Here is a 14,794-nt window from a genome sequence, read left to right on the forward strand (position 1 = left end):
TTCGCTTTCTTTAATCCGAAGTTCAGTGCTTATGGAAGCATCGTATCGGGGCCTTTCTCTTGAAGAACGCGGCGTCGGACGGAAGCTGCCTTATACCGAAAGCTGAAGGAGAGCGAAGCGCACCGCTCTATAAAAACGGCTCGATGACGCAGGGAAAGCGCCGTCGAGCCGCTTGTTGCCGGTGCTGCCCTTCATTGCGGCGGCTGCGGCGGATTGGTTGCGCTCGTTCCCATTACAACCTCCCACTGCACGGGGCAGGTTGCCACCCCCGGATAGAAAGCGCGCGCGGTCGGGCACCAGTACCATGCATACTGCTGCGCGGGTACTGCGGGCGCAGCCTGCGGCACGACGGGTGTCTGCGGTACGGGAACGGGGACAACCTCAACGCGCTCGGGGCGGTTGTAGAGCTCGGCGCCCACGATGATGCCGCCCAAAGCGAGCGGTCCCCAGAAGCCCCAGTCGTTCCAGTAACGCCGATGGTGGCGATGCCGCGGCGGAGGCGGCGGACGGTGGAAGCCGGGTGGCGGCGGGGGCGGACGGTGAAAGCCCGGACCGCCGTGAAAGCCGCCGGGGGGCGGTCCCGGCGGCCGCGCATAAGCGGGCGCCGACCAAGTGAAAGCAAGTGCTGCCGCAGCAGCGAGGCCGGCAAGCGCGCCGAGCAGGCTCTGCGTTTTCATAGTTAGCCTCCAAGTACCGCCTGAGACGACAAGCGGCTTCATTTCCTTGCTTCAACGATAGCGCGGCAGCGACAGCCTACGGTGAAAAGGAAGTTCAAGGAAGGCAAAGAATCGTGAAGACCTGTATCCGGATTCGAGTGCGAGGCTGATCCAAGAACAAGTCTTTTTCTCCAGCGCTACGGCGTACGTACGAGAAGCCGCACCGAAGTGCTTCGTCCGAGGTCGTCGGTCGCGGTGATTCGATGTTCGCCCGGCGAAAAGCTTTTCGATATGGCACGTCCGCCTCGGGCCGCCCCGAGAAAGACGCTGCCGTCAAACCAGTAGACCGTTTTCGCCTGTGCGGCAAGCCCCGCTTCGAGAATAACCGCTGCGCGAGAGCGACCAGCCGTGCCCGTGAAGTAGGCGACGCCCCGCTGCGGCGAGAGGATCACGGGCGGGTCGCCGGCAGCGCCGCCCGGCGTGTTTCCGCTTCTCGCATATGCTTCGCAGCCCGGTTCATACGGGGGCGGCGGACGCTTCACGATCCCCGCAGCCAGGAACATGCGCTGAAAGTGGCTCGGCCAGAACTCCCAGACGCGTCTTTCCGTGCGGCCCGGCGCCTCTCGGCAGGCGCGAAGCCCCGTCGTCTTGTCGATCAGAATTTCGCGAAAGACGCCCGAATCGCGAACAGGCGATTTGCCGGGAATGAACCAGGCGGGCGTTTTGTCGCGGCAGAGTCGGTTGCCGACGTCGCCCGTAGCGCGGCAGACGGATTCTTCAACGACGCGGAGCCCTTCGGGTACCTGCGTACGAGCGCTTCCCGTCGCAGCGGTTTCGGGCCAATCGAGCGACGGGTCGGCAGCCAAGCGCGAAGCCGCTTCTCGCCAGAGGGGCGCGGCAAGCGTTGCGCCGCGGAAGTAGCCGTTCGGTCGTCCGTCGAAATTGCCCGCCCAGACGACGATCACGTAGGGGCCCACCCAGCCCGCGGTCCAAGCGTCGCGAAAGCCGTTGCTCGTGCCCGTTTTGTAGATGAGGGGAAAGCGCTTGCCGCCGACACGAATCGACTCGCCGCGGCTTTCGAGCATCTGCCCGACGATCCAGGCGGCCTCGGGCGAAAGCAGCGGACGGGGCGCAGCGTCGCGCGGCGCATCCGCCGTGAAGCGTACGGGCGACCAGAGGCCCGAAGAGGCGAGCGAAGCATAGAGCGAGGCGAGGTTTTCCATCGTCACTTCGGCGCCGCCCAATGCAATCGAGAGACCGTAGTGCGAGCGCGGCGCCGGCAGGTGTACGTCCGCCCGCTCCAGAAGCGAGTAGAGGTCCGGTCGAATTTTTCCCGCAAGCTCGATCGCAGGCAGGTTCCGGCTTTCGACGAGGGCTGCCGTGGCGTTCACGGGACCGCGAAAGTGCCCGTCGGCGTTTTCGGGCGCATAGCCCGCGAAGTTCGTGGGGCTGTCCGAGAGGATGCTTTTCGAGTGGATGAGCCCCTGGTCGAGCGCCAAGCCGTAGACAAAAGGCTTCAGGGTCGAGCCGGGACTTCTCGGAGCGCGCCAGGCGCTCACTTCGCCCGCGATTTCGTCGCTGAAGAAGTCCGCCGAGCCCACAAGCGCGAGAAGCGACTTGTCGCGCGCGTCAACGACTGCGACGGCCGCATTGCTGATGCCCCAGGGACGCAGGCGCGAAAGCGCCTGCGAGATCACCGATTCCATTCGGTGCTGCACCGAAAGGCGAAGCGTCCCGCGGATGCGTTCGCCTGCCGACGAGTGCATGGATTCGAGTAGCCGCACATAGTGCGGCGACTCAAAAGGGCTTTGGCTGGGGTCTGCTACGGCAATGGGGCCGGCAAGCGCCGGTTCGAGGGAACGCGGGAAGACGCCTTCGCGAACAGCCGCTTTGGCAAGCCGCACGCGCGCGCTGTCGAATTCGGGACCCTCCCAGGGACGGCGCTTCACGGGGTTCTGCGGCACGACTGCGAGACCGAGGGACTCGACAGGCAGCAGCGCACCGGCTTCCTTGTGGAAATAAAGGCGTGCGGCGGCGCTGATCCCCTCGATGTTGCCGCCGTAGGGCGCGAGGTTGAGATAGGCCTCGAGAATCTCGTCCTTCGTGTAGTGCGCTTCGTAGCGCAAGGCCGCTTCGATCTGCGCGAGCTTGCCCTTGATCGAGCGCGTCTCGAGGTTGAGGCGCATGCGCGCGACCTGCATCGTGATCGTTGAGGCGCCGATCGGACGGCTGCCGGTTGCCGTCGCGAAGGCTGCGCGCACGAGCGCCAGGGGATTGACGCCCGGGTGCTTGCGGTAGTAGCGGTCTTCGTAAAAGACCGTTGAAATGACCGCCTCCTTGGCAATGGCAGAAAGCGGCGTCTTCAGGCGATAAATGCCGTCCGAGGCGGGCGCGAGGTGCAAGAGGGCGCCCTCGGCCGAATAAACGGCGTTCGAGAAGGGGACGCCGTCCAAAAGCGGCGGCGCGGGTTCTTCGGCGAGCCTCTCGGTCCACCACCAGAAAAGGAGTCCCAAAGCAATCAGAAAGGCGGTGAGAAGCGCAAAGCACCAGCCGAGCGCACGCAGGAACGGGTGGCGCTTAGCGGGCTTCTGCGGTCCGCCTGCGGGCTTGCGAGCGGCGCCTTGAGGTGTCTGAGGCGCTTGCGGCCGCTGCTTTTCGAGCGTTTGTGTGTTCACACCGGGGGGCGCAGCGCTCGGCTGCGTCCCGGGTTCGCGATCGGTCATGTGCAATCGGCGTCGCGCCTGAAGCTTCGCGTGACGCTCTTGGGCGCAGGCCAAGAAGCCCGAGTGCGCCGCAAAAGCGCGGGAAACAAGCGAAGAAGCGATGGGCTTCGCGTCAAGCGCAGCGCCGCCTCCGGTCAGATGTCGTTATGCGGATGCCCGGCCGCTTCGCAGGCGTGCTGCGAAGCCGCGCATCCTTCTACCGTTACTCTAGAGCATCCTCGATCGTGATGCGGCTCGCGACGCCGGCGCCATTGACGGCAGGGTGCAAGACCGACTGTGCTTCGACGGCGGGCGCCGTGAAGACGCCGGGCGTCACCGCGCGAACGCGATAGACGTAGGTCGCCTCGTCGGCCGTCACCTCGCGGGCGACAAAGCGCATGCGGTCTTCGGCGCGCATGAAGGAGAGCGCGCCTTCGGGACCGACCCCGGGCCCGTCGGCAAGCTCAAAGCCGCCCGGCAGGAGGTCTGTTACCGCCACGTCCGTCAAGCGCGTCGGCCCCTGCGCGGCCGTGCCGCGCAGCGTGATCGAAACGGTCACGAGTTCGCCCGTTTGGAAGCGATCGACCGCTTCGCCCTGCGCATTGAGGTAGCGGCGCGAGACGGAGAGTCCGTTCCTGACAGGTTTCTCGGCGGGATCGACCGCATAGCCCTGGCGGCGCAGCGACCAGAACCAGTCGTCGAGCGCAACACCTTCGGGGCCGCGCACTTCAAAGGCGAGGCACCCCGGGGCCACGAGCTTCACGGCGTCCGTCGTCTTCGTGAAGACGTCGGCCTTGCCGCGGAAGCCCTTGGCGCGCTCTGTGCAGACAAGTTCTGGCATGGCGGGCGCAGCGGCTGCTGCGCTCGTCTGCTCGGTGCTCGCTGCCGTACCGGCGGCGGCTGTCGTCGTTGTCGTCGTTGTCGGCGCGGTCGCCGCGTCTGCAAGCGGGTTCGTGTTGAGTACGACGGCGCGTGCAGCCGCGGCGGCATAAACGGGCGAGAGCGGTCCGCCCGAGAGCGCGGCGCGCAGATCTTCGAGCATCAGCTCCTTCCAGAAGTTTGCTCGCGGATGGATCCGGAAGTCGGGCTGCGCAAAGACGGTGGCGGTCATCGCAGCGGCGAGTTCGGGCGACCAGTCTCCGCCCGCGCGGGCGGTTGAAATGCGCCCGCCCCCCGCTTCAAGAAACGCCATCGCTTCGTCGCGCATGCGCATCGTCATCGCGGCACCCGCGAGGAAGACGGCGGTCGAATCGTTCTTCCACTCGGGGAAGCGCTCTTCAAGAAGCGCCTTCAAGGACGCCATGCGGCCCGTCACGATTGTGCCTTCGCGCGCAAGCACCCAGAGGGCGTATGCGCACGAACGCGCTTCATCAAGCGTCATAGGCTCGCGCTCGACCAGACCGCGCAGACGCCGCGCGACATCGCGTATGAGTTCCGGCGGCACGCCGCCGAGCGCTTCGGCCGTGTCGCCCGAAGCCACGGAAAGGAGATAGTCCGCGGTCCACGCGGTGAGGAAGAGATTTCCCTCGAGCCACGGGAAGACGCGCATGCCGTCGTGTCCGAGCGACTCGCGAATGGCCTTGAGCGCCTTGGCTTGTTTGTCCTGCGCGTCGCGCAGAATCTTTTCCTCAAAGCGCTCAAGCGTGGCGGGGTCCTTGGCTTCGGGGCCCGCGAAGATCGCCGCGTAGGCGGCGCGGTCGCTCGGGTTCGAGGCGAGATACGCAAGCGGAAGCGCCGCGGCAATCGTCTCGTCGGCGAGCGCCCAAGGCGAAGGTTCAAACTGATCGGCAAGGTTGGCGACAAGTGCCGTCGGACGGCGCGACACCGTGAGAGCGGTTTCTTCGTCGAAGGGGTAGAGCGCACCCTTGAGCGAAAGCGTGCGCACGTCGGGCGCGAGCGTTGCAACCGCTTGAGCCGCGGCAGCCGCGGCCTGCGAGGTTGCCGTTTTGTCGGCGGCGGCCTTCGCCGTCGCCTTCGTCTTCGCGGGCGCTTCGCCAAAGCGACCGCCCGAAAGCGTCGTCTTCAAAATGGCGGCGGGCCGCACGGAAAGTTCGATCGTGCGTTCGGCGTGAAGCGCTTCGCCCGGCTTCTCTTCCGTCTTTTGCGTCTCGTTCGACTGCGTGCCCGCGGCAGCATCCGCCCGTGCTTCGGGGTTCACCCGCGCGTCGAACGTGATCGCGGCCGTCATCGGGTATTTCGGTGCCGTGAAGTCGCCCGAAATCCGAGCGCCGCCCTCGTCGAGAAATTCGAGCGGGAATTCCACGCGCGAGAGGCCGAAAGCGGGCGGCGTCGTGATGGCGAGCGTGCCCGTTGCACCCTCGATCGGATCCTTCGGTGTCACGAGCGCCGCCATGCGGAAGCGGTCGCCCGGCGCGACGGCGCGCGGGAGCATCGCGTCGAGCGCGAGCGGCGCGCGTACGACCGTCTCACGCGAGGCGCTCCCGATGCGCGTCTCCGATGCCCCGGCGGCCATTACGCGAACCTTGCCGTTAAAGCCCGAGGGGAGCGTCATCATGACGGTCTTGGGGTCGGGCCCCACGTCAACCAAGCCGCCCCACCAGACGGCGGACGCTTCGGCCGTGCGGCTGAAGGGATTGTTCATCGCCGAGCCGGCGGCGATCTTCGCCGATTCGAAGTCGCCGCCAAAGGGGGGCAGGAGCGTGCCGAGCGCCGAGGCGTCCGGCATTAGCTTGTCGAGCACCTGGCGGGTTTCGACTTCGAGCGCACGATCTTCAAGGATGGCGCGCATCGGATCGGGTGTGCGGAAATTCGTGAGCGAAAGAATCCCGTCGTCAACGGCCCAAAGGAAGACGCGCGCAGGTGTTTCCGACTTGATCGTGACGGGGACGGCCGCGGGCGAGGCGTTCGTTTCGGGCGCTTCGAGCGTCAGGCCGAGCGCATGCGTCTTGCGGTTGAGCGTCACGGGCATCACGGCTTCGGCATAGCCGCCGAGGTAGTTGCCCGCATCTTTTTGGCCACGCACGAGCGAAAGCCGCAGATAGCCCTTTCCGGCGAAGTTTTCGGGAACCTCAAAATCGGCGGCGTTCTGGCCCGCGCGGACCTTGATCCAGTGAGCGCGCTCGACGCCGTCAGCTTCGAGTGTCAAAAGCCCGAACCCCTCGAACGGCGAGAGGATGGAGACGGCGATCTTTTCGCCCGCTTCATAGGCGCTGCGGTCGGTCGAAGCGCGCACTTCGGCGCTCGGCAGCACAGCCGAAAGTCCCGCGCGGGGTTCGTTGCCCGTCGCGTGGTAGGGGATGGCTGCGAGAACGGTGCCCGACGCATCGCGCACCGTGAGAAGCCAGTCGCCCGGGTGTTCGGTTTCGAGCGGCAGCATGAGTCGCCCGTTCGGATCGGTTTCGACCGCCGTTTCGGAGACGGCTTCCGAGACGGGACGATCGCGGTAGACGGGCTTCCCCGAGGCATCCGTCGCGAGTTCGGTGACGTAGCGGCGCTTGGCGAAAGAAACGGAAAGCTGCGCGTTTGCAACGGGCTCGGCGCTGCGGTCGATCAAAAGCATTTCCATCGTCGCCGCCTTGCCTGCGCGTAGCCCTGTGAGCGGCTGCGGCGTGTCGATCAGACGCCAGCCGAGCGCGGTTTCGGCGCGCGAAACGATGAAGGAGAGCGACTCGGTAACGGCGCGTCCGCCTTCGGCTTCAAAGCCTTCTAAAGAGACCTGCGCCTGCGCCCAGCCTTCGATCGGCGTTTCGGCAAGCGGCAGCGTCACGGCAGCCGTCCCCTTGGCATCGGTGCGTGCCGCGTCAAGGTCGCGCGATTCGGGCGAGCCGAGATAGGTTGTTCCCGCAATGAGGCCGGGAGCTTCAAACGTGTAGTCCTTCCAGTCGGGGAAGGTGAGTCCCAAGAGCGGCGTGACAAGGAGGCGCCCTTCGATGCGCCGGCCCGTCGCGCCCGCGCCGTAGAGGCTCGTGAGCTGCGTCTCGAGCGTGATGTCTTCGGGGGCGAGCCACGCGGCGTCGCGCTTATCTTTGGGAAGCTCGGCTTCAAGCGCGAGCGTCTCGGGGGCGAAGTCTTCGAGCACGACGGTCGTGCTCGCAATGACCGTGTCGGACCCCGGGAGCGCCGCGTCGCAGCGGATGCGTCCCGGAAGCTGCGTGCGAGGAATCTGCCAGTCGAGCGACAACAGCCCGTCGGCCGGCGCTTCAACCGTCTTCGTTTCGAGTGTTCGGCCCGCGTCGTCCGAGACGCGCAGCGTCACGGGCATGCCCGTCGAAACAGGCTTGCCGTCGGCGCGCTTCAGAACGGCCGCAAAGTGAACGGTTTCGCCCGAGCGGTAGACGCCTCGATCGGCAAAGACAAGCGCGGCGAGCGCTTCTTCGCCAGCACCGTCCGTGCGGCGACCTGCCGCATCAAAGCGCATGAACGGACTCACGTTGCTCTGGTCGGCGAGCGAGAGCCAGGCGAGATCTTTGAGTTTGGCGGAGAAGGGGGGATTCGAACCCTTTTGACCGTTCGCCGCCTCGGCCGTGCTTTTGACGGCTACCGCAACGGGAAGACGCTCGCGGGTGAGGCCCGCGGTCGGACGGAAGTGTGCTCGGCCGTTCGCGTCCGTCTGAACGGTTTCGATCACGGTGCCGTTCGCGGCCAGAAGTTCTGCGGTGCGGCCTGCGGCTGGTTCGCCCGTTGCGAAGTCCGCGGCAAAAACGTCGATCGACGTGTCGGCCGCGCGCTTCACGATCAGCGCCGTGTTTGTGACAAGCACCTTCTTCATGGCGGTCACGACCGTGCGCTCAACGCCCTTTTCCTTGTCCGTACGAACGCCTTCGAGCGTCACCTGGAAGATCCCCGCGCCCATGTCGGCGAGCGGCTTCTCGAGGTCGATCGTCGTGAAGCGCGCCGTCGCGGCGGTTGCGGGCGAGAGAGCGCCGAGTTCAATCGTACCCGAACCCGCTTCAACGAGGTTGTCTGCGCTCGGGTTCGAGAGAACGCGAAAGCCGGTTGATGCGAGTGCAAGAAAGTCGTCCTTGACGCGCGCAACGCGCCAGCGGATCTTCTCGAGCCCCGTGGCGGCCACCGAGAGCTTGCGCGTGCCCGCCATCGTGAGAACGTTGCCGGGCTGCAGGAAGTTGAGCGTGGCGTTCGCGGCCGGCAGCAGCAGTACCGTGCGCCAGTCTTCGTTCAAGGCAAACGTTTCGCCGGGCCCGAAGCCCTTCGGGAGCTTCCAGTAGAGGAACGTGCCTGCCGGCGCCTTGAGGCGAATCTTGATTTCATTCGTCGGAATCGTGATGGCCGCGTCTGCCGCACGCACGTCAATGCGCTTGGCGCGCGAGAGCACCTCGTCGTCAATGACGGGCGCCTGTCGCCAGTCGGTTTCGCTTGCCTGCGCGTCGGAGAGCTTCGCGGGGAGCGCATAGACTTCAAGCGCTTCGAGAAGCTTCTCGGGTGCGATCGAGAGCGTCGTGCGAAGCACCGCCTCGTATTCGAGGTCGAGCTTTTCGTCTCGAACGCTTGAGACGCGTGCCGATTCGACGCGGAACAGCGTGTCGATGCCCGGCAGACTCAGGTCGAGTCCGGCCGTCTCAAAGCCCTTCGGGACGGTGAAGCGGCCGTTCTTCTCATCGAATTTGGCGGCAACGCCCTTGATCGTTGCCCGCACGGCGCCGGCGGTCTTCGGGAGCGCAAGGACCTTCACCTTGACGAAAACGCCGTCTCCGGCAGCGTTCCAAATGAATTCGGGCTTCTCAAGCCGCAGGCCTTCGCACTTCGACGTGTCGACGGCAAAGTTCTTCTCGATCGTCGCACGGTCGGGCGCCGTCGTGAACTGGTAGTCAAACGAGAGGTAGCGCATGCCGTCAACGGCCGGGTCAAGCCAGAATTCGCTGCGGCTTGCGTTGGCGGTGAGAGGCGGCGTCTCGACGTCAAGCCCCGAGGCGGCGAGCCGCACGCGCAGCGGCATAGCCAGGTTCGCGAGCGAAACATGGAATTTCTTTCCGGCCGGCCATGCTTTTTCAGGGATGAAAGCGAGTGTTGACGGTCCGTACCACTGCCAACGGCCTGCGACAGCAGGCGTGAGCTTAACGCCTGCGGCTTCTGCGCCGTAGCGACCGAGGTTGACGTTGCAGCGAACGGCCCAGTCGTCGCCGTAGAGCTTCCTGCAGGCTTTTTCGTCCGGCGCGAGGTAAATCATGAGGGGCGCTGTCGAAGAGGTCGGTGCCTGCGCTTCCGGAGCGAGTCGGATCGTTCCCGACTCTTGGGCGCGGGATGCCTCTTTCTGCGAACCTGCTGCAACTTCGGCGGCAGGTGCAGCGGAAAGCGCCTGAGAAGCGGTAAGTCCCATGATGCCGAGTGCGGAAAGGGCCGCAGCAAGCGGAAGTCGGTTGAAAAGCGCACGTGCCATTGACGAGCCTCCTTAGTTATGCCATGCGCGCGTGCCTCGCAGGGCATTCGCGGGCGTCACGTCGTTTCCCGAAAGCTTAACCGTTCGGCGCCGAAGAATCATCGGAAGAGACGCCCAAGCCGTGTACGGTTACGTTTGCCAAGCGTTAATGAAAGTTACGGCGCGTCATTTGCGTCATTAGTGCGGAATTGCCGCTCATAAATTGGTATTCGTCTCGATTACCCGTTAAAGATCAAACGCTCCTTGATGTCGGTAAGGTTGTGGAATTTGACGGGAAGCCGCCGGCAAGCGCCGTCGAAACAGTCGGTACCTCGAATCGACGTTGCCCGCCGAATGTACGGCAGGCGACCTTGATCAGGCCGCGTTGGGCCCAGTGCCTGATCGTATTAGGAGAAGCAACATAGTGCTTGGCGATAATGCCGATCGAGCAGAGCATAGAAGTCCCCCGTGATAGTGCTGAAAGACTTTTCTTCGACTAGTTAGCCCTTCAGATTTTTGGCAGAAGAGGTGTAGTAGATCCTCTTGAAATGTCGTTCGATACTTGAAAACAAAAAAAGTTGGTAATTCGCAACGTGGATGTTGAGGGTGTGGGATACAAACTAATTCGCAATGAAGACCGCTATACAACAAGGGTTTGATTTAATCTTTTTAGAGAATTACAATAAACATAAGTAGTAACGCTCCCCTCCCTGTGGCAATCCGAATCTCTAGGCTGGTCGGAGCGTCTTTGCCTGATGGGGCCGGCTGTTCATTTTTTTGTGAAACCAGTCGCTTTTCTTTTGGCGAAGACCGTCTCATACCTCAGAACACAAGTTTGGAGTTTCGGAATGAATCAAAAATTCATTGGCTCGAAGACGATGATTGCCTTGGCCATCGCGTCCATGATGGCAGGTACGGCTTTCGCTCACGAAGATGGACAGCTGTCGGCTAAAACGAATACGGTTGTAGGCGCAGAAGAAGGCAAGACAAATGCCACGATCAACTACGCGAGTCAAGAAGCAGCAAAAGCCGAGTTGGAAAGTTTCGTCAACATCGTCGGCAATGTTGCAACCGTCAAGGATGCAGACGGACAGTTCGGTTCCGCCGGTACGGCCAATTTCACTATCGCCCACGTGACCGACGGCTGGGATAAGGATACGCCGGCCATCGTCGTTTCCAATGGCACGTTGGAGGGCTTCACGGGACCAGACGTCAACACGAAGCATGCCGGTCTTCTTTTCACGATCGACGGCACGTCAGCGCTCAAGCTTTCTGGCATGAACGTAAAGGACAACAAAGCGGCAGAACCGCGCGGCATGGTTCGCGCGGAAAAGGGCGGCAAGCTTGATGTAGCCGATAGCACGTTCACTGGGAACGAAGGCGTGCTCGGTGCGGCTTTGAGCTATTTCGAGGCGGAAGGATCGGTAGTGGACTCGCGCTTTGCCGGCAACAAGTCCGCTAGTCACGGCGGCGCTATGTACGTGACGGGCGGTAAGGTTGCGATCGAAAACGCGATCTTCACCGACAACGAGGCGGCCAAACAGGGCGGTGCGCTTCAGGTCTCTGGCGGCAATTTCGATACGACGCTTACGCTCAAAGACGTTGTGTTCTCCGGCAACAAGTCCACTATTTCGAAAAACGTCAGCACGAATTTGCACGCCGGCGGCGCACTCATGGTGAATGGCGGCGGCAGCTCGCGTACGAAGGTATCGGCCCAGAACATCGAATTCACAAACAACACGGTTGCCAGCGGCAATGGCGGCGCGCTTGCCGTCACCGGCGGCGGCGATTTTGACCTTAAGAGCGGCAGCTTTACGGGCAACCAAGCGAGCGGCGGCGGTGCCGTGGCTGTTTATCACGGCAACGCCTCCTTTACCGATGTTGATTTCCGCGACAACCGTTCGAACGGCTGGGGCGGCGCGGTGATGGTCGACGTTACTGGTTCGACCGTAGAATTTCGTGCCGCGGAAAAAGACGTGGTGGTTGCCGGCAATATGGCAGGGGACGCCGGTTCCTTCACCGGCAAGCTCTATGACGGTTACACGGGCGGCTTCCTGCACCTGAAGGGCGCCACGACAGCCGACTTTGATATTGCCGAAGGTCGCACGATGACGATTGGTCAGGCGGGCAGTGCCGCGACGCGCAACCTCGACTCGATCACGTCGAGCGATTCGTCTGCCGTCATCACCAAGACCGGTGAGGGCAGCCTCGTCATCAACTCCAACACGCAGGCTTTTGCAGGTAAGTTCAACGTCAGTGCCGGTTCCGTCGAAATGGCTACGGGCATTGGCGAATATCAGATTAAGCCGGATGCTCAAGCTGCGTTTACGGTTGCCGATCATGCCTCCGCTAAGATCGGCACGATCACGGGTGGCAAGACGACCTACACGAACAATGGTGAACTTACGATCGACACGTTGCACTTCACGAAGGATCATGCTCTTGCCTTCACGAATAACGATGTACTGACGATTGGTGCCGTCGTTGTTGATGAAGATGCCAAGGCTGCAACCATCACGAACGGTAAAGAGGGCGAAGTGTATACGTCGTGGCGCAACCTCTTCACGGCCGACACTGAGGCCGACAGCGGCTACGTGAAGTCCGACTTCATGAACGCAATCGAAGGCGGCACGATCATCGAAACCGAATACGCGGGCGGTTACGATCTTGACGACCTGAAGAAGCTCAACACCGGTGACCAGAAATTCGCTTTTGAGAACGCGACGCTCAACAACAAGAAAGACGGTTCGCGCTACACCCTCGCTGACGTTGAAGGCCTTCCGTATGTCAAGGCCACAGTTGACAATGCGGATGTTTCGGCGGAGGTAACCAAGACCACGGGCATTTCAGCCCTCAACTTTGCCCTGACGGAGGCAGACAAGAACAAGGGTGTTTCCGTATCTGCTTCGAATGCCGTTCTTTCGATCGATGGCGACGTTTCCGGCAATTTGATTACGGGCGTTGCAGACGACAAGGTGATTACCTTTAAGACGGAAAGCGGCAGCATCCTTCTCGGCGAATCCGACAAGGCGACGAAACTCGTCAACAACGTCGCTTTCGAGGGCGACGTTACCGTGAACGGCAATTTGTCGGCTCAAAAGTCTGTTTCGATCGGTACGAAGGGGAATCTGCTGGTTGCCGAGGGCGCCCGCGTTAGCACCTTGGATGGTGTATCGGTCTCTGACAGCGGCAAACTCAACATTGCCGGCAGCCTTTCGACGAAGTTCATCGAAAGTTTCGCCGACAACACCGATGATGCCGGCATCAATGTTGCCGGCACCCTTGTCGTAACGGGGGTGAAGCCCGGCACAGCTGCCGCTGCACGCGCGACGCCGGAAGAGAATGCGACCTTCGAAAATGCGTTTGACGGTTCCTGGCTGACAGGAGCCTTTGCCAAAACGCAGGGAGCGGTGATTGCTTTTGCCGAAAACGAATCGTCTCTGGCTGATATCCAAGCTTATTTCGGTGACAAAGTCGATGCGCACAAGATCCTTTACGTTGGCGGTCAGGTCAAACTTGCCGATGCGGGTCTCACGATTGCCGACGCGACGGCTGAGAACGAAAACGCAGATACGCTGATGGTGAATCTCGGTGCGGCAGCAACTCGCGCGGGTTTCAATGCAGAAGACGGCATTCTGAGTGGCGACGTTTCGTTCAATGCTGAGGGCGAAGGTTCGATGTCGCTCGTGTTCACGAACCTCACGCAGGCGGCGACCGTGCTCGATGAAAACGGTGTCCGTTATGTGAAGCTTGCTATGGGCATCACCAACAATGCCGGTCAGGCGCTTGACATCGATCTTGGCTCTCAGTACTACGATGTCACGAACGCGATCGACGGTACGAACGGTCGCGTTTACTTCAATGTGGACGATGAGCTTGTCGATCGCAACCTCGGTGACTTTTGGGGTGTCGATACCGTCAAGCAGTCACTCGCCGGTGTGAACACCGATTCGAACAAGCTCGTGAGCCAGCTCGCTCGCGCCGAGTTCGATGGTGACGCGTTCGATCGTGCTTATGCTGAAGCCAATGGTATCGATGATCTCGCGGGGCTTACCGACGAAGCACTCGACGCTTATCAGGATACGAAGGCAGCTGCCGAAAACGGCTTCTATGACCGCCTTGCCAACGAAGCTTCGACGGTTGCCAACATGGCGGCTGCGGGTGGTGTCTACAACGTGATGCTCGACGCGATCGAACAGAATGCCAAGGTGCTCAATCGCCGCATGATGGTTGCCAACAGCATTGTTCGCGCCGAATCGGGCGTCACGCCCTGGGTTGACGTCTTCGGTACGTGGAATACGGCCGATAGCCTTTATGGCAGCTCCGGCTACGAAGCCGATATCTACGGCGCTGCTCTCGGTGCCGACTGGACGGCACCCTGCGGCGCGATCGTTGGCGCTGCCGTGACGGTCGGTACGGGCGACGCCAACAGCGTCGACGCTGCGACCAAGGTTGATAACGATGTCGACTTCTACGGCTTCAGCATCTACAGTGCGCACCAGGTCGGCAACTTCAACGGCAAGATCGATATCGGCTACATGCGTACCGAAAACGATCTGAAGAGCTCGGTGATGGGTACGCGCTACAGCGAAGATCTTGATGCCGACGCCTTTACGGTGGGTTTGGGCGGTGAATACCTCGTCAACGCCGGCGCTTTCAACGTGGTGCCGCACGCGGGGCTGCGCTACACGCACCTCAAGGTGGACGATCTCTCGATCGATGTTTCGAACGAATCGATGAATGTCTTCCAGCTCCCCGTGGGCGTGACCGTTTCCGGCACGTTTGAAACGGCCGGTATGAAGATGGCCCCGATGTTCGACCTCTCGTTCGTTCCGGCATTCGGCGACAAGGATGCCGTGGCGAAATTCGGCAATGCCGAAGAAGTGACGCGTGTTGTCGATACGACGCCTATTCAGGCGACTTTCGGTCTCAATGCGCAGGTCGATGCCTGGACCATCGGTGTCAACTACGAGCTTGGCGTTGGTGGCGACGCTCGCCTCAACAATTCGTTCAACTTGAACGCTCGTTATACCTTCTAAATCTCCATGTGTCGTGCGCTGGCGTGATGCCTGCGCACGACCAGGACCTTAGGTTCGGGGCAA

5 protein-coding genes are annotated in these 14,794 nt (G+C 62.2%); 1 reads left to right on the top strand and 4 read right to left on the bottom strand.

Features of this window, described 5'->3' with window-relative positions; translation table 11 throughout:
- Positions 1-191 precede the first annotated feature (191 nt).
- The 4 genes from H6A60_RS08475 to H6A60_RS14045 form a co-directional block, all read right to left on the bottom strand.
- Positions 192-677, bottom strand: a complete 486-nt coding sequence (locus tag H6A60_RS08475) for a hypothetical protein (protein WP_205103440.1) — start codon at positions 675-677, stop codon at positions 192-194.
- A 176-nt stretch (positions 678-853) separates the two neighbouring features.
- Positions 854-3,379, bottom strand: coding sequence for a penicillin-binding protein 1C (pbpC, locus tag H6A60_RS08480; RefSeq protein WP_205103442.1), 2,526 nt, complete (start codon positions 3,377-3,379; stop codon positions 854-856).
- 202 nt (positions 3,380-3,581) lie between these two features.
- Positions 3,582-9,713 carry an alpha-2-macroglobulin gene (locus H6A60_RS08485; RefSeq protein ID WP_205103444.1) on the bottom strand — a complete coding sequence of 2,044 codons (6,132 nt, stop codon included), beginning with the start codon at positions 9,711-9,713 and terminating at the stop codon, positions 3,582-3,584.
- Positions 9,714-9,945: 232 nt separating this feature from the next.
- A complete protein-coding gene (locus H6A60_RS14045; protein WP_369126656.1) occupies positions 9,946-10,149 on the bottom strand; it encodes a MerR family DNA-binding transcriptional regulator in 204 nt (67 codons plus the stop codon).
- Positions 10,150-10,540: 391 nt separating this feature from the next.
- On the opposite strand from H6A60_RS14045, the gene H6A60_RS08490 reads away from it, so the two are divergent.
- Positions 10,541-14,731 carry an autotransporter domain-containing protein gene (locus H6A60_RS08490; RefSeq protein ID WP_205103451.1) on the top strand — a complete coding sequence of 1,397 codons (4,191 nt, stop codon included), beginning with the start codon at positions 10,541-10,543 and terminating at the stop codon, positions 14,729-14,731.
- The last annotated feature ends 63 nt before the right edge of the window (positions 14,732-14,794 follow it).

The sequence above is a fragment of the Sutterella massiliensis genome (assembly GCF_016899755.1).
GTDB classification, from domain to species: domain Bacteria; phylum Pseudomonadota; class Gammaproteobacteria; order Burkholderiales; family Burkholderiaceae_F; genus Sutterella; species Sutterella massiliensis.